The 18,901-nt window shown below is 40.4% G+C and carries 24 protein-coding genes; 22 read left to right on the top strand and 2 right to left on the bottom strand.

Translation table 11 applies throughout. From position 1 onward, the window contains the following. Positions 1-450 precede the first annotated feature (450 nt). Both F3G86_RS01145 and F3G86_RS01140 read left to right on the top strand, forming a co-directional pair. A complete protein-coding gene (locus F3G86_RS01145) occupies positions 451-1,641 on the top strand; it encodes a NifS family cysteine desulfurase (RefSeq protein ID WP_149722742.1) in 1,191 nt (396 codons plus the stop codon). 16 nt (positions 1,642-1,657) lie between these two features. Next, a complete protein-coding gene (locus F3G86_RS01140; protein WP_004318029.1) occupies positions 1,658-2,650 on the top strand; it encodes an iron-sulfur cluster assembly scaffold protein NifU in 993 nt (330 codons plus the stop codon). A gap of 87 nt (positions 2,651-2,737) precedes the next feature. On the opposite strand, the gene miaA is transcribed toward F3G86_RS01140, so the two are convergent. Next, entirely contained in the window at positions 2,738-3,613 is an 876-nt protein-coding gene (gene miaA, locus F3G86_RS01135; protein WP_149722741.1) for a tRNA (adenosine(37)-N6)-dimethylallyltransferase MiaA, read from the bottom strand. Positions 3,614-3,615: 2 nt separating this feature from the next. Further along, positions 3,616-4,830 carry an NAD(P)/FAD-dependent oxidoreductase gene (locus tag F3G86_RS01130; RefSeq protein WP_149722740.1) on the bottom strand — a complete coding sequence of 405 codons (1,215 nt, stop codon included), beginning with the start codon at positions 4,828-4,830 and terminating at the stop codon, positions 3,616-3,618. A 102-nt stretch (positions 4,831-4,932) separates the two neighbouring features. Here F3G86_RS01130 and mqnP point away from each other — a divergent pair, with 102 nt between their 5' ends. The 20 genes from mqnP to F3G86_RS01030 all read left to right on the top strand — a co-directional run bounded on the left by mqnP (position 4,933) and on the right by F3G86_RS01030 (position 18,716). Next, complete coding sequence (mqnP, locus tag F3G86_RS01125) at positions 4,933-5,793, top strand: menaquinone biosynthesis prenyltransferase MqnP (protein ID WP_411160677.1); 861 nt, start codon at positions 4,933-4,935, stop codon at positions 5,791-5,793. Then, the gene (locus tag F3G86_RS01120) at positions 5,790-6,311 is read left to right on the top strand and encodes a hypothetical protein (RefSeq protein WP_149722738.1); all 522 of its coding nucleotides are present in this window, start codon (positions 5,790-5,792) and stop codon (positions 6,309-6,311) included. Before mqnP ends, F3G86_RS01120 begins: the two co-directional genes overlap by 4 nt. 9 nt (positions 6,312-6,320) lie before the next feature. Beyond that, on the top strand, positions 6,321-6,827 hold the full coding sequence (locus F3G86_RS01115) for a DUF6115 domain-containing protein (protein ID WP_004318037.1): 507 nt from the start codon (positions 6,321-6,323) through the stop codon (positions 6,825-6,827). A 132-nt stretch (positions 6,828-6,959) separates the two neighbouring features. After that, positions 6,960-7,928: a GTP 3',8-cyclase MoaA gene (gene moaA / locus F3G86_RS01110; protein WP_107829840.1), complete on the top strand. Its 969-nt coding sequence runs from the start codon at positions 6,960-6,962 to the stop codon at positions 7,926-7,928. Beyond that, positions 7,928-8,683: a 7-carboxy-7-deazaguanine synthase QueE gene (locus tag F3G86_RS01105; RefSeq protein ID WP_149722737.1), complete on the top strand. Its 756-nt coding sequence runs from the start codon at positions 7,928-7,930 to the stop codon at positions 8,681-8,683. Before moaA ends, F3G86_RS01105 begins: the two co-directional genes overlap by 1 nt. Further along, positions 8,683-9,264, top strand: coding sequence for a 6-pyruvoyl trahydropterin synthase family protein (locus tag F3G86_RS01100; protein WP_149723136.1), 582 nt, complete (start codon positions 8,683-8,685; stop codon positions 9,262-9,264). Before F3G86_RS01105 ends, F3G86_RS01100 begins: the two co-directional genes overlap by 1 nt. Beyond that, complete coding sequence (locus tag F3G86_RS01095; RefSeq protein ID WP_004318036.1) at positions 9,264-9,467, top strand: hypothetical protein; 204 nt, start codon at positions 9,264-9,266, stop codon at positions 9,465-9,467. The genes F3G86_RS01100 and F3G86_RS01095 overlap by 1 nt, the downstream gene beginning before the upstream one ends. Beyond that, positions 9,464-9,865, top strand: a complete 402-nt coding sequence (locus F3G86_RS01090) for a hypothetical protein (RefSeq protein ID WP_149722736.1) — start codon at positions 9,464-9,466, stop codon at positions 9,863-9,865. Before F3G86_RS01095 ends, F3G86_RS01090 begins: the two co-directional genes overlap by 4 nt. Continuing rightward, a complete protein-coding gene (locus F3G86_RS01085; RefSeq protein WP_149722735.1) occupies positions 9,866-10,522 on the top strand; it encodes a 16S rRNA (uracil(1498)-N(3))-methyltransferase in 657 nt (218 codons plus the stop codon). An 81-nt stretch (positions 10,523-10,603) separates the two neighbouring features. After that, entirely contained in the window at positions 10,604-10,804 is a 201-nt protein-coding gene (rpmE, locus tag F3G86_RS01080; RefSeq protein WP_009295018.1) for a 50S ribosomal protein L31, read from the top strand. Positions 10,805-10,807: 3 nt separating this feature from the next. Beyond that, positions 10,808-11,623, top strand: coding sequence for a 16S rRNA (cytidine(1402)-2'-O)-methyltransferase (gene rsmI, locus F3G86_RS01075; protein WP_149722734.1), 816 nt, complete (start codon positions 10,808-10,810; stop codon positions 11,621-11,623). 100 nt (positions 11,624-11,723) lie between these two features. Beyond that, positions 11,724-12,404, top strand: a complete 681-nt coding sequence (gene rlmB / locus F3G86_RS01070; protein ID WP_012001059.1) for a 23S rRNA (guanosine(2251)-2'-O)-methyltransferase RlmB — start codon at positions 11,724-11,726, stop codon at positions 12,402-12,404. Then, entirely contained in the window at positions 12,397-13,338 is a 942-nt protein-coding gene (locus tag F3G86_RS01065) for a phosphatidylglycerophosphate synthase (protein WP_149722733.1), read from the top strand. Before rlmB ends, F3G86_RS01065 begins: the two co-directional genes overlap by 8 nt. Next, the gene (locus tag F3G86_RS01060) at positions 13,332-14,114 is read left to right on the top strand and encodes a hypothetical protein (protein ID WP_149722732.1); all 783 of its coding nucleotides are present in this window, start codon (positions 13,332-13,334) and stop codon (positions 14,112-14,114) included. The genes F3G86_RS01065 and F3G86_RS01060 overlap by 7 nt, the downstream gene beginning before the upstream one ends. Before the next feature lie 9 nt (positions 14,115-14,123). Further along, positions 14,124-15,332: an LL-diaminopimelate aminotransferase gene (locus tag F3G86_RS01055; RefSeq protein WP_103590353.1), complete on the top strand. Its 1,209-nt coding sequence runs from the start codon at positions 14,124-14,126 to the stop codon at positions 15,330-15,332. Then, complete coding sequence (locus tag F3G86_RS01050; RefSeq protein WP_149722731.1) at positions 15,329-16,591, top strand: homoserine dehydrogenase; 1,263 nt, start codon at positions 15,329-15,331, stop codon at positions 16,589-16,591. Before F3G86_RS01055 ends, F3G86_RS01050 begins: the two co-directional genes overlap by 4 nt. 1 nt (position 16,592) lies before the next feature. Beyond that, positions 16,593-16,934, top strand: a complete 342-nt coding sequence (locus F3G86_RS01045; RefSeq protein ID WP_149722730.1) for a YraN family protein — start codon at positions 16,593-16,595, stop codon at positions 16,932-16,934. A 73-nt stretch (positions 16,935-17,007) separates the two neighbouring features. Further along, complete coding sequence (gene trxA, locus F3G86_RS01040) at positions 17,008-17,322, top strand: thioredoxin (protein WP_021092602.1); 315 nt, start codon at positions 17,008-17,010, stop codon at positions 17,320-17,322. Continuing rightward, complete coding sequence (locus tag F3G86_RS01035; RefSeq protein ID WP_103590356.1) at positions 17,322-17,768, top strand: hypothetical protein; 447 nt, start codon at positions 17,322-17,324, stop codon at positions 17,766-17,768. Before trxA ends, F3G86_RS01035 begins: the two co-directional genes overlap by 1 nt. A 9-nt stretch (positions 17,769-17,777) precedes the next feature. Continuing rightward, entirely contained in the window at positions 17,778-18,716 is a 939-nt protein-coding gene (locus tag F3G86_RS01030; RefSeq protein ID WP_103647268.1) for an NAD(P)/FAD-dependent oxidoreductase, read from the top strand. Positions 18,717-18,901 lie beyond the last annotated feature (185 nt).

The raw sequence follows: 18,901 nt of genomic DNA, 5'->3' as shown, positions 1-18,901 counted from the left end.
ATATAAACCCCACCATATTTACTAGCTAAATTTTCTAGTTCAGAGTTGCTTATCTTATTGCTTGCTTGGTTTGCAGAGCAGGCTATTAAAAATATGCTTGTTAGTAGTAGAAGTATAATGCCTATAAATTTCATCCTATATCCTTTTAGAAAATTTATTTTGGGTATTTTATTGTCGCAATATTTACAATCCCATTAATTATCTCGCGTTTAAATTTTAATCCTTAAGAAAAAGAATTAATATTAAGAGTAAAATAGACTTTTTTAGACCAAATTTCGCAAATGGCGTATCTGCCAAATATTGATAAAGAATTTCAATATATTTTACTATCAAAATGAGCCAAATATTGAAAAAACTAAAGCTATTTTTTAAACTTGCTTTTAACTTTTTTGTTATAATATCCCATCAAAAATAAAAGGGATATTTTTTATCCGAATTAAGGTTTTAAATTTGAGAGTATATTTAGATAACAACGCTACAACGATGGTTGATCCAGAGGCTTTTGAGCTTATGAAGCCGTTTTTTTGCGAAAAATACGGCAATCCAAACTCACTTCACAAATTTGGCTCAGAAACCCACCCAGCACTAAGAACAGCGCTAGATCAGCTCTACGCCGGATTAAACGCAAAAGATAGCGATGACATCGTCGTTACATCATGTGCGACCGAGAGCAACAACTGGGTTGTAAAAGGCATCTACTTTGACAAAATAGCAACCGGCGAGAAAAAACGCATCGTAACAACCGCGGTCGAGCACCCAGCCATTTTAGCAACTTGTAAATTTCTAGAAAAATATGGCGTGGAGCTTACAGTTTTAGACGTAAATAGCGATGGTATCGTTACTCCAGAGCAGCTAAGGGCTGTCATGGACGAAAATGTCGCACTTGTCGCCATAATGAGCGCAAACAACGAAACCGGTATGATCTTTCCTATAAAAGAGCTTGCCAAAGTCGCTCACGAATACGGCGCATTATTTCACACTGACGCTGTGCAAGCAGTTGGCAAGATAAAGATAGATGTTCAAGACCTAGACGTTGATTTTCTAAGCTTTTCAGCGCATAAATTTCACGGACCAAAGGGCGTTGGAGCGTTATTTATAAAAAATAGCATGCCACTAAGCAGCTTGCTTCACGGCGGCGAGCACATGGGCGGACGCAGAAGCGGCACTCTTGACGTACCAGGCATCATTGGCATGGGCAAGGCGCTTGAACTAGCAAATAAATTTATGGATTACGAGCACTCACACGTTCGCCGTTTGCGTGACAAGCTAGAAGACGCACTACTGCAAATTCCTGACGTTAGCGTCGTTGGTAAAAAAGATCAACGCGTGCCAAACACCATCCTAGCTTCTATCAAAGGTGTCGAGGGCGAGGCTATGCTTTGGGATTTAAATAGAGCTGGCATAGCGGCATCTACTGGCTCTGCCTGTGCGAGCGAGACACTAGAGAGCAACCCTATCATGGAGGCTATCGGCGCTGACAAAGAGCTAGCCCACACCGCACTTAGACTCTCACTTTCTAGGTTTAACACCGAAGAGGAGATCGACTATGCGATAGAGCAGATAACAAAAGCGGTAAATAGGCTAAGAGGCATATCAAGCACCTTCGCATACGCCCCAGAGTGGCACAAGAGTGGATTATAAAATTTAAAGGAAAAACATGGCAAAAAATAACTTAATCGGCGGCTCTATCTGGGATGAATACTCAAAGGTAGTGCAAGATAGGATGAATAATCCTAAATTCATGGGCGAGCTAACCGAAGAAGACGCCAAAAAAGCAAACGCAAAACTTATCATCGCTGACTTTGGCGCGGAAAGCTGCGGTGATGCGGTAAGGCTTTACTGGCTCGTTGATGAGAAAACTGACAAGATAATAGACGCTAAATTTAAAAGCTTTGGCTGTGGTACGGCGATAGCTAGCTCTGATACGATGGCCGAGCTTTGCATCGGCAAAACGGTCGATGAGGCGGTTAAGATCACAAACCTTGATGTAGAAAGAGCTATGCGTGACAACCCAGACACCCCAGCTGTGCCACCTCAAAAGATGCACTGCTCGGTTATGGCATACGACGTCATCAAGGCAGCCGCAGCAAGCTACAAGGGCATAGACCCAGAGCACTTTGAAGATGAGATCATCGTTTGCGAGTGCGCTAGAGTGAGCCTTGGCACGATCAAAGAGGTGATAAGACTAAACGACCTTCACACAGTTGAGGAGATCACGCAATACACCAAAGCAGGCGCATTTTGTAAATCATGCGTTAGACCTGGCGGACACGAGAAAAAAGACTACTATTTGGTTGATATCTTACGCGATACTAGGGCTGAGATGGAGCAAGAGAGGCTCGAAGCTCAGGCAAATGCTCAAGCAAACAACACGCTTAGCGACGTTAGCTTTGAGAGCATGACGATGGTTGGCCAGCTAAAAGCGATCGAATCGATCATCGATAAAGAGATCCGCCCGATGCTTATGATGGACGGCGGAAATTTAGAGATCATAGACATCAGAAACGATAACGGCGAAAATATCGACGTTTATATCCGCTATCTTGGCGCTTGCTCAGGCTGTTCAAGCGGCTCGACTGGCACGCTTTATGCGATAGAAAATGTCTTACAAGAGAGTCTAAGCCCAAAAATCAGGGTCATGCCTATATAAATTTATCGAACGGCTTCTTTTGGAGCTGTTCGCCCCCCCCATGCTAAATTAAATTTACCACCTAGACAATTTAAATTTAACTCAAATTTATACTTTTAAAAATTTCAAAATTTCGCCTCTAGTCTGCGCCAAGTCGCCCACAAATTTCTTCTCAAACTGCGATCTATTAAAGGTTCGCTGACGCTTAGCAAGCTGGGCTGTGTGCGTGGCGATGAGCGTTTCAAGCTCACTTTTTGAAATTTTACTCTCCAAAAACTGCTTGCACTCTTTTAGACCTATTGATTTTAAAGGCTTTGGCTCGCTTTTATACTTGCCAAATAAAAACTTCGCCTCATCTATCAAGCCCTCATCTAGCATATTTTTCGTTCGCTTTGCGATGCGAGCTCTAAGCTCCTCTTTGTCCCACAAAATTTCAAATATCGCAAGCTCTTTTATGACGCTCTCTTTGGTATTTTGCTTTAACCAGATGCTTGGAATTTGGCCGCTAAATTTATAAATTTGATACCATTTTTCGAGGCGATAAGAGTCGTTTTGGCTAAATTTACTTGCAAACTCAGGGTCGTTTTGTAAAGCTAGCTCGTAAATTTCCTCGTTGCTTAAATTTAGCTCGCATTTTGGCACGTCTGGTGCAAGACCGCTAAGCATCGCCTTTAGATAAAAGCCGCTCCCACCTGTGATGATGAGTGGGCAGCCTTGCGAGCGCGCAAATTCTTTTGCATTTTTGTAAATTTCAAAAAATGCTCCGACGCTAAATTCCTCATCAGGGTAAATTTCATCCACTCCAAAGTGCCTCACAGCCCCCAGCTGCCAAGGCTTTGGCTTTGCGCTAGCGATATCTATCTCTTTATAAAGCGCAAGCGAGTCAAGGCTTAAGATGACGCCATTAAATTCCTTTGCTAGCTCAAAGGCTAGATCGCTCTTGCCGCTTGCCGTGGTGCCAATTAGTGCTAGCTGGCCAAACAAGCTTAACCCTCATAAAGTGAGCTAAAAAGTAAAATTTCATCGCTATCTTCGTTGCTTTTACCCTCTTTAATAAGATCAGCCAAAACGCCTGCAAAGTGCGGTGCAAAGCTTAGTTCGTTTAGCCCGTATGCTTGGTTATAGAGTAAATTTTGATATGTCTCATCGCGTCCGATCACTGGTTTGTCGTTTGAGCTAAGAAGGACGAAATTTGCCCTAAAGTTAGGCTCTTTTAGCTCGCTTATGCCAAGGTGTCTTTTTAGCTCGTTTAAAAATGCGTTGATCTTTTCTGTTTTTACAAGCGTATCGATTGCGCCCACTTGTAAATTTGTGATGATCGTGACGCCATTTTTCGTTGGATAAATTTTGGCAAACATATCATTTAAAATGATCGGTTTTTTAGGGATCTGACCTTCGCTTAGCACAAGGTTTATCGTGTAAAATTTAGCCAAAATGACGCTTAAATTTGTCCCAAGCTTGCTTGAAAGCTCCAAATTTCTACTAGCCACTACAAAGCTATCAGCCTCGTACTCGCCAGCACTGCCAACTGCCTTTTGCACGGCTTGCCCCTGCGTTTTTAGCTCATGAATTTCATCATTTATAAACTGCGCTCCAAGCTCATTTAGCTCGCTAACAAGCGCCTTTTTTAGCTCAACCGCGTCGATACTTGCGTTTTTAGCTAAATTTAGCGCACCTTTTATATTTTTATTTATTAGACCAAAATTTGCAAGCTCACTATCCACGCTTAAAATTTCTTGCTCGCTATCAGCGACTTTCATCTCATCAAGCCTCTTTTTAAAGCTCTCATCTTCGCTAAAAACGAGATAAACGCCGCTCTCATCAAATTTTATCTGCGGATATTTTTCGCTTAGCTCTTTTAAAATTTCAAAGCTCTTTTGTCCAAATTTTTTAAACAAAACTCTCATCTTTTTATCGTGAGCCTTTGTTGATTTAAGCGTGAAATTCGCCATCCAAGCTCTAAAATTTTCATTTAGGCAAAGCGCTATATCAAGCTCGCTTTTTTTACTAACAAGCCCCAAAAATGAGCTAGATATCGCTCCATCTCTTGCAAGTGCTGGGGTGTTAAATGGGGTTAAAATTCCGCTTTCAAACTCATCTTTTTGGCTACTAATAACTAAAATTTCTTCATTCTTTTTAGCTAGCTCAAGCGCCGTAAATAACGCACTAAAACCATCTCCGATAATCGCTATTTTACTCATCATAACCCTTCATTTTAAATTACTCTCGCAATGATAATATAAATTTAGATTTAAAGCAAAATGGTGTAAAATCAGACACTTTTTAAAAAGATGGAAATTTATATGATCAAAAAGCTAAAAGATATCGCAGAACTCATCGTTTTTAAGCACTCGGTTTTTGCTTTGCCCTTTATCTTTGTGGCGATGATAGTTGCGAGCAAGATAGAAAATGGCTCGGCTTGGTTTGGCTTTAAACTGCTTATTTTAGGCACTCTTTGCGCAGTCAGCGCTAGAAATTTCGCCATGGCATTTAACAGATACCAAGACGAGGACATCGACAAGCTAAACCCACGCACCGCAAGCCGTCCAAGCGTGGATGGACGCATCGGCAAGGGCAACATGCAGCTTTTCATCGCATCAAACGCGCTTATCTTTATCATCTGCGCCTATTTTGTAAATTCGCTCGCATTTTGGCTAAGCTTCCCCATACTTGCCGTGCTTGGCGGATACTCGCTATTTAAGAGATTTAGCGAGCTAGCGCACTTGGTGCTAGGCCTTAGTCTTGGACTTGCCCCCATCGCTGGCGTGGTCGCAGTGAGCGCTGCTATACCGCTTTGGAGCGTGCTACTTTGCCTTGGTGTGACATTTTGGGTGGCTGGATTTGACCTGCTCTACTCGCTTCAGGATATTAAATTTGACCAAGAAAACAAGCTCTTTAGCATACCAGCCATTTATGGCGACAAGGCGACACTATTTTTATCAGCTATTTTTCACGCTCTAGCCTTTATACTTTGGCTACTTTTTGCTTGGGCGGCTGGACTTGGAGCGATGGCATTTTTTGGCATTGTGGTAAGCGGCGTGATATTATTTTTCGAGCACAGGATCGTAAGGCGCGACTTTAGCAAGATAGATCGGGCATTTTTCACGCTAAATGGCTACTTGGGAATTTTATTTTTCATCTTTGTTTGGATCAGTGTATTATGAGCGAAGTAAGGCTTTTTAAAGCGCCTCTTAGCATGGTTTATGAACGTGATAGCTCGGGAGATGAGAAATTTTTAAGAGAATTTAACTCTATCTTGCCAGGAGATGAAGATGCACTTGGCGCGTGGCTAAAGCGAGCCAAATCACGCGGTGAGACAAAAGAGAGCGACCAAGTCTTGCTAACGCTTGTCATCGAGCTTCATAGAAAGATCGACGCGCTTAGTGATTATATAAAAAATGAGCACAAGCAGTATCTGCCACTAAAAGAGAGCGCAGATATCGATGAGATCGGCTTTACGCATATAAAAATAAGCGAAGATAAATTTAAAAAAGATGAAATTTACTACGCAAGGATCGCGATGCCTATCTTTCCAAAGAGAAATTTGAGCCTTTATCTAAGGGCGGAGGATGAGAGGCTAGCAAAGATAGAGAACATGCACGAAGAGGACGAGGCCGACTGGAACGCTTACGTGACGGCTAGAGAGCGTGTGATGATAAGAGAGCTTAGAGCGAATTCGTAAAGGAAAAATATGGAAATTTACATTTTTTTAGGTTTTGGCATCGTTTTAGCGATAATAATAGCTTTGATATTTATAAAAGATAGCGAGACAAATAAGAAATTTACAAGATATGAGCGTGCCATAGAGAGCGCCATACAAGAAAACTATAATCTCAAAAAGCAGCTAGCCGCACTGGCAAGCTTTAAGCCTGATGATGACGAGCAGCTAAAAGATGTAAAAGATGAGTTAAAAGAGCAGATAAATGAGCAAATAAATGAAAAAATCGTGCCGATAATCCGCGCTATAAAGAGCATCGAGCGAGTGATAGATGACTTTGCAAACGAGCAAAAAGATAGGATGTTTAACCTTGAGGAGCGAACAAGAGATATCAATAAAATCGCCCCAAGTGTCATCAACGAAGAAGAGCAGATCCTAAAGATGTTTAAAGATGGCAAAAGCGCAGCCATGATCGCTAAAGATCTTCATGTGGGTATGGGGCGAGTTGAATTTGTGCTTAAATTTCATAAATTAGCCTAAATTTGGGCTAATTTTAAAAGACAAAACTACTCTTAAACTACAAAAATTAGCTTAAATTTTTATTTAAATTTAAATCTTTTAACATATAATTGAAAATTAAAAAAGCTCTAACCAAGCTTAAAAAGGTGCTTTATGCTAGTTGATAAATATGGTCGGGTTGTTGATTATTTAAGAATTTCTGTGACGCAGCGCTGCAATTTTAGATGTAGATATTGTATGCCTACGACGCCATTTAGTTGGACACCAAAAGAAAATTTACTGACATTTGAAGAGCTATTTTTATTTGTCAAAGTAGCTATCGATGAGGGTGTGAAAAAGATCAGGATCACAGGTGGCGAACCACTCGTGCGCAAGGATCTGGACGTCTTTATAAAGATGATAAGCGATTATAAGCCAGACATCGATCTAGCGCTTACAACAAATGGCTTTATGCTGCCACACTTTGCCAAAAGGCTAAAAGACGCTGGTCTAAAGCGCATAAATATGTCGCTTGATACGTTAAATGAGCAAAAGGCTAAATTTATCGCTCAAAAGAGCGTCTTACACGAGGTTTTAGCTGGCTTTGAAGCAGCACTTGATGCTGGATTAAAGGTAAAGATAAACACAGTCGCACTAAAAGGCTTTAACGACGATGAGCTCGTAAATTTGCTTGAGTTTGCTAAATTTAGAAATTCTCAGATCAGATTTATCGAATATATGGAAAACTCACACGCCAAAGAGGATCTAAAAGGGCTAAAAAGCGATGAAATTTTAAAGATCATCTCGCAAAAATATAACGTCACAAAAGATGAAAAGTTGCCAAACGCACCTGCGTCTATTTATAGGCTTGATGACGGCTATAAATTTGGCATCATAGACCCTCACAAACACGACTTTTGCGAGAGTTGCAACCGCATCAGACTAAGTGCTGAGGGACTTTTGATACCTTGCCTTTACTTTGAAGATGCACTAAGTATCAAAAAAGCAGTCGCAAATGGCGACATCGTCGCAGCAAGCGAGATCTTAAGGCAAGTGCTAGCTAACAAGCCAAAAGAGAACAAATGGGCTTTAGGAGCTGAAAACGAGACCTCTTCAAGGGCCTTTTACCAAACTGGTGGTTGATGAGCAAAGAGCTAGAATTAGTTGAGGCATTTTTAAGCATCCAAGGCGAGGGCGCTTATCAGGGCAGGCTCGCTGTGTTTTTACGCTTTTTGGGCTGCAACCTAAACTGCTCTGGCTTTGGCGTAAAGACAAGGTCTTTAAAAACAGGCGAAGAGCTTTTGGGATGCGATAGCATAAGAGCCGTTTTTAAGGGGCATTTTCACCACAAAAGATATAGCGCAGATGAAATTTTAAGCCTAGTTGATGGGTTTTGTAAAGGCTTAGAGCAAAAGCCGATCATCGTTTTAACAGGCGGCGAACCACTCATCTGGCATCAAAATGAAAATTTCATAAATTTGGTAAGAAATTTGCTTATAAACTACGAGGTGCATTTTGAGACAAATGGCACGATCTTGGTTGATTTTGATAAATTTGAAATTTATAAAAACTGCCATTTTGCACTTGGCATCAAGCTAGCAAATAGCGGAGTTAGCGAGCAAAAACGCATAAATTTAGATGCCATTTTAGCTATCAAAAATAACGCGAAAAGCAGCTTTTTAAAATTTGTCCTCTCGCGCTTTGACAAAAGCGAGCTGGATGAAATTTTATATATAAAAAATAGAGCAAATTTGCCAGTTTGGTGCATGGCGATGGGCGCAAATAAAGACGAGCTAAGCAAAAATGCTCTAAAAACAGCGAAATTTGCCATAAAGCATGGATTTAACTACTCAGAGCGTATCCACATCAGGCTTTGGGGCGACAAAGAGGGTGTTTGATGATTATTAGAAAACTTTTTAGATTTGAAAATGCGCATATCGTGAGGTTTTGTAGCTCGAAGCGCTGCAGGACGAGCATCCACGGTCACAGCTATGTGGTAGAAATTTTACTTAGCTCAAATTTCTTAGACAACGCTGGCATGGTCTATGACTTTGGGCTGATGAAGCAAAACATAAAGACGATCATCGATAGCTTTGATCACGCTACGACCATATATGCAGGCGATAGTGACGAATACAAAAACGACCTTAAAAAGCACTCTGCAAGGTGGATAGAAATCCCACTAAATCCCAGCGCAGAGCAGTTTTGCCGTATATTTTTTGTCATGATCGAGCGGATACTTGAGCTTAGTGTGATGAACAACGGCGAGCGCGAAGTAAAGCTTCACAGCGTCATCGTGCACGAGACCGACACTGGCTATGCACAGTGCTTCAAAGAGGACGCAACAAACCCGCAAATGGGCGAGATAAGGCTTAGCGATATAAAATTTTCAGAGGCCGTTATGGACGAGTGGGAAGATAAAAATTTGCTTGAAAAGATGATAAATAAGATAAAAATAGAAAATCCAAAGGACGTTTAATGAAAAAATTTATAACCTCTTTTTTGCTTATAGCTGGCGTATTTTTGGGATGTGGAGATAAAGAAGAGGCCAAAAGTGACGTTAGTGAGCCAGTCCCCAGTGATGTTACGATAGCTCAGCCTGATGCGAATGTAACTATCGACGAGCAGCTCCCACCTGAGCCAGTAGTTGAAGAAAATGAGCCGCCTAAAGATAAAAAATGAACGAACACTTAAGCTCACTCTACGTTTATACTTTGCCATTTCACGTGACATTTTTCTACGTACTTCTTGCCTTGGCGGTGCTTTATCTAGCGCTTACTCAGCTTGGAGTGAGAAGCAAAAACTACGTGCTTCGCATAAGGTATTTTTTGCCTATTTATCATATGCTGCTTAGCTTTTTGGTGCTAACTGGGCTTATTTTGTGGGCATATTATAGCTATGAGCCAAAATTTAACGCCATAAAAATGCTTCTTATCTTGATAGCATTGATCGCACTTAGCGCTGTTGGATATAAAAGACTAAAGAAATATGCCATTGCTGGCGAGCTAGAGAAATTTAAAAAATTTGCCCTTATTAAAGGCATTTGCGACATTATTTTGATTGTTATTGCAGGAATTTAGATGAAATTTTTATATGATAAAAACGCTGGCGAAGAGCACCTAAAAATAGTAAATGAGGCCTTTTTACACCTAAAAGCTAGAAGGGTTGAAGCAGGAGAACGCATAAGTGTTAGAAATTTATGCGACGGCAAAGAGTACCTCTACGAGATCGATGAGATAGAGCGCAGAAGTGCAAATTTAAGTCTTGTCTTTGCCAGCCTAAACTGCGAGCATAAATTTGACTTTACCATCGCTTGGGCGGTCGTTGATCCAAAGACGATCGAAAAGGCACTGCCATTTTTAAATGAGCTTGGTGTTGGCAAGATCGCCTTTGTCTATACTAAATTTTCTCAAGCAAATTTCAAGATCGACCTTGAAAAGCTAAACTACATAAATGCGCTTTCATGCGAGCAGTGCGGACGAACGTCGCTAATGGAGTTTGAAATTTATAAAAATTTAGACGAGCTAATGAGCGTTTATAAAAATGTCTCGGCTATAAATTTTGGCGGTAAAAATTTAAATGAAAAAAGAGATGATGAAATTTTAATAATCGGTCCAGAGGGCGGATTTAGCGAGGATGAGACGGCTAAATTTAAAAATATCTACGGCCTAAATACAAAAAATATCCTAAGATCACAGACCGCAGTCATATCTGTGGCGGCAAAATTTCTTGCCTGATTTATTTGATTTTTAGATTTCTTTTTATATAATCAGCAACTTTTAAGGTAACAAATAGCCAAAAATAATAAAGGAAAGATGATGAAAAAAGAGATCCATCCAGAGTATGTAGATTGCACCGTAACTTGCGCGTGTGGCAACACTTTTAAGACAAAGTCAAACAAAAGCGAAATCAGAATTGACATTTGCGACAAGTGCCACCCATTTTTCACAGGCAGCGAAAAGATAGTTGATAGCGCTGGCCGTGTTGAGAAATTTAAGAAAAAATACGCTCAAAAATAAGCCTTGCTCTACTTTGTTCCTACTCCAATAGGAAATTTAGAAGATATCTCGCTTCGTGCGATCAAAATTTTGCGTGAATGCGAGATAGCTATCTGCGAAGATACAAGAGTTTGCAAAAGCCTTGTAAATCTACTAAACGAACGCTTTGACGCAAACATAAACATCTCAAATTTTATCCCACTTCACACACACAACGAAGATGAATTTTTTGCAAATTTAAGTGATGAAATTTTAAGCAAAAATATAGCTTACATGAGCGACGCTGGCATGCCAGGTATAAGCGATCCAGGCGTTAGCCTAGTAAGATACGCTCAAAAAAATGATATCAAATACGAAATTTTAAGCGGAGCAAACGCTGCACTTTTAAGCGTAGTCGCCAGCGGACTTTGTGATAAAGAGTTTGTTTTTTTAGGCTTTTTACCAAATACCGGTAGAGAGAGGGCTTTAGCTATACAAAATGCTCTAAGCTTAGCCTATCCAGCTGTGATCTATGAGAGCCCAAAACGCATATTAAGCTTAGTGCAAAGCGTTGCAAATTTAGAACCAGAAAGAGAAATTTTTGCCATAAAAGAGGCCACCAAAAAATTTGAGACCAAATTTAAGGATAGAGCCAAAAATTTAGCCCAAATTTTAGAAAAAGCAAATTTAAACGGCGAGTGGGCTGTTGTCATCTCAAAAAGTGCAAATACATCCACTCAAAACATCACAAAAGATGAGATCATCTCGCTTGATATAGCCCCAAAAGCAAAAGCAAAACTGCTTAGCAAAATAACTGGCAAGGACGTCAAAAAGATCTACGATGAGCTCATAAAAGCATAAATTTAAAAGCTCAAATTTTGCTAAAAAGTTTCAAAAATTCACTCAAATTTAGAAGCAAAATAAGTTAAATTTTACTTGACTTTAGCTACCATAAGCAACCATGATAATATACGGAAAACAGCTATTTTTACATATTTTGAACAAGCGACCACAGATCCTAGAAGAGATCTATCTCTCAAAAGAGTGTGATAAAAAACTCTTCTCTAAAATTTGTGGCACTGGCAAGAAGATCATCCGAGTGGATAATCAAAAAGCTCAGTCGATGGCGCATGGCGGCAACCATCAAGGCTTTTTAGCAAGCGTTAGCGAGTTTGAGTTTTCAGACTTTAGCGAGCTAAAAAAGCTAAATTTCATCGCCGTGCTTTATGGCATAAGTGACGTCGGAAATATCGGTGCTATCGCTAGAAGTGCCTATGCCCTAGGCTGCGAAGGACTTGTCATCGTTACAAAAAGTGTAAATATGCAAGGTGTTTTAAGGTCAAGTAGCGGTGCTGCTTACGAGATACCAATAGCGATCTTTGAAGACGGACTTAGCCTGTTAAACGAGCTAAAACAGTGTGGTTTTAGGCTCTACGCGACGGCAAGCAACGGCAAAAATATAAAAGAGATGAAATTTGCTGGCAAAAGGGCTTTGGTGATGGGCTCAGAGGGTGAAGGCATACCACAAAAAGCTCTAGCAAAGTGCGATGAGTGCGTCGGTATCAAGCTAAAAGACGGCTGGGACTCCCTAAATGTAAGTGCAGCTTTTGCGATAATTTGTGATAGGATGATAGATGAATGAACTAGAAAATTTAAAAGAGATAGGCATAAAAGAAATTTCGCGTAAAACGCACATTGAACCCACATTTTTACAATACATTTTTGACAAAAATTTTGAAAAATTATCACGCTTAAACATGAGAGGCTACGCCAAAATTTTACAGCGTGAGTATGGCGTCGATCTTAGCGAACTTCTAGCTGAATACGACGCATTTATGCAAGAAAACATGCCTGATGAGAGCAAAAAAACAAAAGTTAGCCCAAAAATTTCTTCTTACACACCTGAAGATGTCTCAATCCAAAGGCAAAGTAGCGGTGGCGGGGCTGGATTTTTCTTCTGGATCATCATTTTAGCTATCATCGCTGGCGGCGCTTACTACTTTGACGCTTACAAATACGTCCAAAATTTCATAGCAAGCTTAAATGAAGACAACACAAGCGTGAGCTACTCACAATCAAGCATCGTCAATGAAGTGAAGAAAAATATAATCGACACAAACGTAACGATCTCTCAAAATACTCCAAAGATCGATGCAAACGCTTCAAGCGTGAAAATTTCAGCTCCAGCTGAGCAAAACGTGACTGTAAATCCTGCTAGCGTTGATCAAAATGCCCTAAAACCTAGCATGGCAGCCCAGCCAGCTCCAAAAGTAGAACAAAACGTGACAAAACCGCTAAATGAAGCGATCATCACGCCAAAACAACGCGTTTGGATAGGCATCATCAACCTTGAAAATGGCCAAAAAACATCAAGCGATACAAGCAAAAGTGTCAATATAAATTTAGACCAAAGACAGCTAGTCGTTTGCGGAAATGGCAACATCGAGCTTAAGATCGGCGATAAAGTGACAAAGTATAACCCAAGCCGTCCAGCTAGATTTTTAGTAGAAAATGGCGATATGAAATTTTTAACTTATGACGAGTTTGTCGAGATGAATAAGGGCAAATCTTGGTAAAAAAACTAGCCATATTTCTTCTTTTTAGCGTTTTTTCATACGCTTTTGATCTAAATAGCAGCGCAAACGCACTAAGTAGCGGAAAAGATCTGCAAATTTCTTTAGAAAATTTAGACACTAACGGCTCGCTAAACGTTGGCGAGCTAGTCTCAAGGCTAAAGCAAAGCTCAAACTACGATGCACTCTCTTTTAGCTCAAATAGTTTAAATTTAAAATTTATAAGCACACAAAAAGTCCCTTCAGCCCTATTTGTCAAATCGATAAATTTAGCTCTTGAAGATGCAAACATAAGCGTGGCAAGAGTAAATTCTCTAAAAAATGGCAATGAAATTTCTTATGGGATTTTAGCTCTAAAAAGTGGCGGCATAGATCCAAATTTACTAAATTTCACGCTTAGTAAAAGCGGCTTTAAGATCATGGGATTTGATAGAGTTGATGGAAATTTAGCGCTTTATTTGGACGCTAAAAATATGAGCCTAAATGCCTCAAAAGTAAATTTTAACGAAGAGACTCCGCTTGTAAAAAGTGGAGGTGTCTATATCGTAGATATAGCAGGCGCAAGTAGCCTAAATATCATCTCAAATGAGCCAAATAAATGGGTGCCGCTTGTTAGAATTTATGATAAAAACTTAAACCAAATCGATCTAAAAAAAGAAAACGAGATAAAAACTAACTACACCATAAATTTAGCTAACGACGCAAAATATGCGTTAATTAGCGACAATAACGACATAACTAATATTAAAAACGAGATAATTATCAAGCTTATAAAATAGGAGCAAACAGTGTTTGATGAGATAAGATTTAATACAATTGAGCGTTTGCCAAACTACGTTTTTGCCGAAGTAAATGCTATAAAAATGGCAGCACGCAGAGCTGGCGAGGACATCATCGACTTTTCTATGGGCAACCCAGAGGGCAGAACACCGCAACACATCGTCGATAAACTATGCGAAAGCGCGCAAAAAGACAAGACTCACGGCTACTCAGCCAGCGCTGGAATTTACAAGCTCCGCCTTGCCATTTGCAACTGGTATAAGCGCAAATACGGCGTAAATTTAGACCCAGAAACCGAAGCAGTCGCCACTATGGGCAGCAAAGAGGGCTTTGTACATCTTGCTCAAGCCGTTATAAACCCAGGCGACGTGGCTATCGTGCCTGATCCTGCATATCCGATACACACGCAAGCGTTTTTGTTTGCTGGCGGAAGTGTCGCAAAGATGCCACTTCACTACAACGATAAATTTGAGCTAGATGAGAATAAATTTTTTGAAAATTTGATCCAGACGATACACGCAAGCTCGCCAAAGCCAAAATACGTAGTGGTAAATTTCCCACACAATCCAACGACCGTGACCGTACAAAAGAGCTTTTACGAGCGCCTTGTAAGCGTTGCAAAGCAAGAGAGATTTTACATCATCTCAGATATCGCCTACGCAGATCTTACATTTGATGGCTACAAAACGCCAAGCATTTTTGAAGTAGAAGGCGCAAAAGACGTTGCAGTCGAATGCTACACCCTTTCAAAAAGCTACAACATGGCAGGCTGGAGAGTTGGCTTTATGTGCGGAAACAAGAGACTTTGCGCCGCACTTAAAAAGATAAAATCATGGGTTGATTACGGCATGTTTACGCCGATACAAGTATCAGCTACAGTCGCGCTTGACGGCGATCAAAGCTGTGTTGAAGAGATACGCCAAATTTATGAAAAAAGAAGAGATGTGATGATAGAGGCCTTTGCTCAGGCTGGTTGGGAGCTTAAAAAGCCAAATGCTAGCATGTTTATCTGGGCGAAACTTCCACCAAAGGTTAGCCACTTAGGTAGCCTTGAGTTTTCAAAGCAGCTTCTTACAAAGGCATCAGTCGCCGTTAGCCCGGGTATTGGTTTTGGCGAGGGCGGAAACGACTATGTGCGTCTAGCTCTTATCGAAAACGAAAATAGGATAAGGCAAGCAGCAAGAAATATAAAAAAATATTTGAAAGAATTTGAATGAATGTAGCGATATTGGGCGTTGGAACCGTTGGCGAGTCGGTCGCAAAAATTTTACTAAAAAACAAAAAGCTAATCGCAGCAAGATGTGGCGAGGAGATAGTGCCAGTCATAGGTGTGGTTAGAAATTTAAACAAAAAAAGAGACGCTGGCATCCCTTTGACTGATGATATAAATAGCGTCATAAACCGCAATGATATCGACGTTTTTGTCGAGCTTATGGGCGGTGTTGAAGAGCCTTTTAGAGTGGTGAGTGAAATTTTAAAGCGCAAAAAAGCGGTCGTCACTGCAAACAAAGCGCTTCTTGCCTATCATAGATACGCTTTGCAAAATTTAGCCAAAAACATGCCATTTGGCTTTGAAGCAAGCGTAGCTGGTGGCATACCGATCATTAGAGCCTTAAGAGAAGGGCTTAGTGCCAACCACATCTTAAGCATAAATGGCATACTAAATGGCACAAGCAACTACATCCTAACCTCGATGATGAATGAGGGCTCAAATTTCAAAGATGCACTTAAAAAGGCGCAGGAGCTTGGATATGCCGAGGCTGATCCTACTTTTGACGTGGGTGGCTTTGACACGGCTCACAAGCTTCTCATCCTAGCAAGCATAGCTTATGGCGTGCACGGCGATCCAGAAGATATCTTGATAGAAGGGATTCAAGGCATTACTCCTGAGGATATATTTTTCGCAAAAGATTTTGAATACTCGATCAAGCTTCTAGCTATCGCCAAAAAAAGTGAGGGCAAGGTCGAACTACGCGTGCATCCAGCGCTTGTGCCACAAAACAAAATGATAGCAAAGGCAAGCGGCGTGACAAATGCGATCAGCGTCGTTGGCGAGGTCGTTGGCGAGACTATGTACTATGGCCCAGGAGCTGGCGGCGACGCAACAGCAAGTGCAGTCATCAGCGATCTCATCGATATCGCAAGAGATAGCAAGTCGCCGATGCTTGGATACAAAGCGCCATTTGAGCTAAACACCTTAGAGCTTCTTGATCGCGACAGGATAAAGACGAAGTATTACTTTAGGCTAAAAGTCGAAGATAAAATGGGCGTGCTAGCAAAGATAACAAATTTAATGAGCGAAAATAATCTTTCGATCGACAGCTTGCTACAAAAGCCAAAAGATGAGAGCGAGTATGCCGTGCTATTTTTCACGACACACACGAGCTTGGAGGCTGATGCGAAGCGAACGATAGAGCTTTTAAAAGAGCAAGAGTATATAAAAGAAGAGCCATTTATGATGAGGATCGAGGAGTAGTTTGGGGTTAAAAGAGTACCTCTTTGGCAAGAGCTCCGAAGATAGGGCTTGCGAGTTTTTGCGTAAGCTTGGTTTTGTCATTTTAGAGAGAAATTTTCACTCTAAATTTGGCGAGATCGACATCATCGCGCTAAGTAACGATAAAATTTTGCATTTTATTGAAGTAAAAGCAACTAGTGGAGAATACGAAGCGGAGTATAGGCTAAACAAGGCAAAATATATGAAAATTTTAAAAACAATAAATTTTTATATGATGAAAAATGAGCCAAATAGAGACTTTCAGCTCGATCTGCTAGTTGTGAAAAACGAAGGCTTTGAATTGATAGAAAATATTAGTTTATAATAAAATTTATTATTTAGCTAAAATTTAAATTTGATTTTGTATAATTGCCACATCTTGAAAATAAGGAGAACAAATGGGAAAATACATCGAACTAACAAAAGAAAATTTTGATGTAACAAAAGAAGGCGTTGCTCTAGTAGATTTCTGGGCTCCATGGTGCGGACCTTGCCGTATGCTAGCTCCAGTGATCGAAGAGCTTGCTGAAGACTTCGAGGGCAAAGCGAAAATTTGCAAGGTAAATACTGATGAAGTGCAAGATCTTGCAGTTGAGTTTGGCATTAGATCGATCCCAACATTGCTATTTTTCAAAAATGGCGAGCTAGTTGAGCAAATGGTCGGTGCGCAGTCAAAACAAGCCCTAACTGACAAACTAAATTCGCTTCTTTAATGAGCGAAAAAAGAAGAGGAAGTCTGCTTCCTCTTACATATATATTTGGTTCATTTTTTGGTGCAGCTATGATAGCGGCTGCATTTGCTTATAGCAACTATCGTTTTTCACAATATAAATTTGTTGATTTTGCGAAGCTAGTTTTTTACGAAAAAAGCGAAATTTTCACTCCAAAAGAGCCAAAATACACGCTTTTAATCTTCAGTTCAAATCAATCAAAATTAGACGAAATTTTACCAACCAAAAATGAAACAGTTGTAGCAATCGATATCTTTCAAAAAAGATATGAGTCAAACTCAACACTAAAATACATAAGCTCTGATGTAAATACAGTCTTAGAGCTGATGCGAAATTTAAGCATCACGAAGCTACCTAGCAGTGTTGAGATAGTTCATCAAAGGGGCGAAATTTACAAACAAAATTCGTCCATAAATGTTTTAGAATAAAGGAAATTTATGCTTGATTTAGCGATCATCGGAGGCGGTCCAGCAGGACTAAGCGCCGGACTTTACGCCACTAGAGGCGGACTAAAAAATGTTGTAATGTTTGAAAAAGGCGAGCCTGGCGGTCAGATCACCTCTAGCTCAGAGATAGAAAACTACCCAGGTCAAAAAGCCCCTGGAGAGAGCGGCTTTGACTTTATGAGCACTTGGTGGAAGCAGTGCAGTGCATTTGGACTAGTTCATAAGTGGGCAAATGTCGTTGGTGTTAGAAAAAATAGCGACGGTAGCTTTGAAATTTTACTTGAAGGCGGCAAAAGCGAGCAGGCAAAAGCAGTCATCGTAGCGACTGGCTCAACCCCAAGACGCGCTGGCTTTAAAGGCGAGGACGAGTTCTTTGGCAAAGGCGTTAGCACATGCGCAACATGCGATGGCTTCTTTTACAAAAACAAAGAGGTAGCCGTTCTTGGCGGTGGCGACACAGCTGTTGAAGAGGCACTTTACCTAGCAAATATCTGCTCAAAAGTTTATCTTGTGCATAGACGTGACGAGTTTAGAGCAGCGCCAACAACCGTTGAAAAAGCTAGAAAAAATGAGAAGATCGAGTTTATAACAAGTGCGACTGTAAAAGAGGCGCTTGGCGATAATACGGGTTTAACAAAGATCGTGCTTGATACTAAAAATGGCGAGCGCGTGCTTGATGTGCCGGGCATTTTCACTTTTGTCGGACTAAATGTAAATAACGAAATTTTAAAAGATGAAAACGGTAAATTTATCTGCGAAATGGCTGATGGCGGACAGGTCAAGACTAACCTTAAGATGCAAACTAGCCTAAAAGGGCTCTTTGTAGCAGGCGACATCAGAGAGGATGCTCCAAAACAAGTCATCGTAGCAGCAGGTGACGGCGCAGTGGCTGCACTTAGCGCTATGAGCTACATAGAAAGCTTGCATTAATACTAAAATTTAGCCAAATTTTTGGCTAAATTTCTCTTTTAAAATAAACCATTTTTAGCAAAATTTATTTTCAAAAATAATTGATTTTAGACTTATCAGAATTTTTTTTCAAAAATTGTATTAATAAAATAACTCTAAAACATAGTGCAATAGCCTTTTTTGCACAAAATAGGCAAAAGTAGGTG

This window comes from Campylobacter concisus (assembly GCF_902460595.1).
GTDB classification, from domain to species: Bacteria; Campylobacterota; Campylobacteria; order Campylobacterales; family Campylobacteraceae; genus Campylobacter_A; species Campylobacter_A concisus_BL.
The sequence above is the reverse complement of the archived record's forward strand: the minus strand, read 5'-3'. Positions and strand labels throughout refer to the sequence as shown.

Excerpts from the sequence above, each read along its gene's own strand:
- rpmE (WP_009295018.1), top strand. The coding sequence starts at position 10,604 with ATGAAAAAAGAGATCCATCCAGAGTATGTAGATTGCACCGTAACTTGC.
- F3G86_RS01095 (WP_004318036.1), top strand. The coding sequence starts at position 9,264 with ATGAAAAAATTTATAACCTCTTTTTTGCTTATAGCTGGCGTATTTTTG.
- F3G86_RS01120 (WP_149722738.1), top strand. The coding sequence starts at position 5,790 with ATGAGCGAAGTAAGGCTTTTTAAAGCGCCTCTTAGCATGGTTTATGAA.
- F3G86_RS01085 (WP_149722735.1), top strand. The coding sequence starts at position 9,866 with ATGAAATTTTTATATGATAAAAACGCTGGCGAAGAGCACCTAAAAATA.
- F3G86_RS01100 (WP_149723136.1), top strand. The coding sequence starts at position 8,683 with ATGATTATTAGAAAACTTTTTAGATTTGAAAATGCGCATATCGTGAGG.
- F3G86_RS01035 (WP_103590356.1), top strand. The coding sequence starts at position 17,322 with ATGAGCGAAAAAAGAAGAGGAAGTCTGCTTCCTCTTACATATATATTT.
- F3G86_RS01090 (WP_149722736.1), top strand. The coding sequence starts at position 9,464 with ATGAACGAACACTTAAGCTCACTCTACGTTTATACTTTGCCATTTCAC.
- mqnP (WP_411160677.1), top strand. The coding sequence starts at position 4,933 with ATGATCAAAAAGCTAAAAGATATCGCAGAACTCATCGTTTTTAAGCAC.
- trxA (WP_021092602.1), top strand. The coding sequence starts at position 17,008 with ATGGGAAAATACATCGAACTAACAAAAGAAAATTTTGATGTAACAAAA.
- moaA (WP_107829840.1), top strand. The coding sequence starts at position 6,960 with ATGCTAGTTGATAAATATGGTCGGGTTGTTGATTATTTAAGAATTTCT.
- rlmB (WP_012001059.1), top strand. The coding sequence starts at position 11,724 with ATGATAATATACGGAAAACAGCTATTTTTACATATTTTGAACAAGCGA.
- F3G86_RS01140 (WP_004318029.1), top strand. The coding sequence starts at position 1,658 with ATGGCAAAAAATAACTTAATCGGCGGCTCTATCTGGGATGAATACTCA.
- F3G86_RS01030 (WP_103647268.1), top strand. The coding sequence starts at position 17,778 with ATGCTTGATTTAGCGATCATCGGAGGCGGTCCAGCAGGACTAAGCGCC.
- F3G86_RS01065 (WP_149722733.1), top strand. The coding sequence starts at position 12,397 with ATGAATGAACTAGAAAATTTAAAAGAGATAGGCATAAAAGAAATTTCG.
- F3G86_RS01115 (WP_004318037.1), top strand. The coding sequence starts at position 6,321 with ATGGAAATTTACATTTTTTTAGGTTTTGGCATCGTTTTAGCGATAATA.
- F3G86_RS01105 (WP_149722737.1), top strand. The coding sequence starts at position 7,928 with ATGAGCAAAGAGCTAGAATTAGTTGAGGCATTTTTAAGCATCCAAGGC.
- F3G86_RS01130 (WP_149722740.1), bottom strand. The coding sequence starts at position 4,830 with ATGAGTAAAATAGCGATTATCGGAGATGGTTTTAGTGCGTTATTTACG.
- F3G86_RS01050 (WP_149722731.1), top strand. The coding sequence starts at position 15,329 with ATGAATGTAGCGATATTGGGCGTTGGAACCGTTGGCGAGTCGGTCGCA.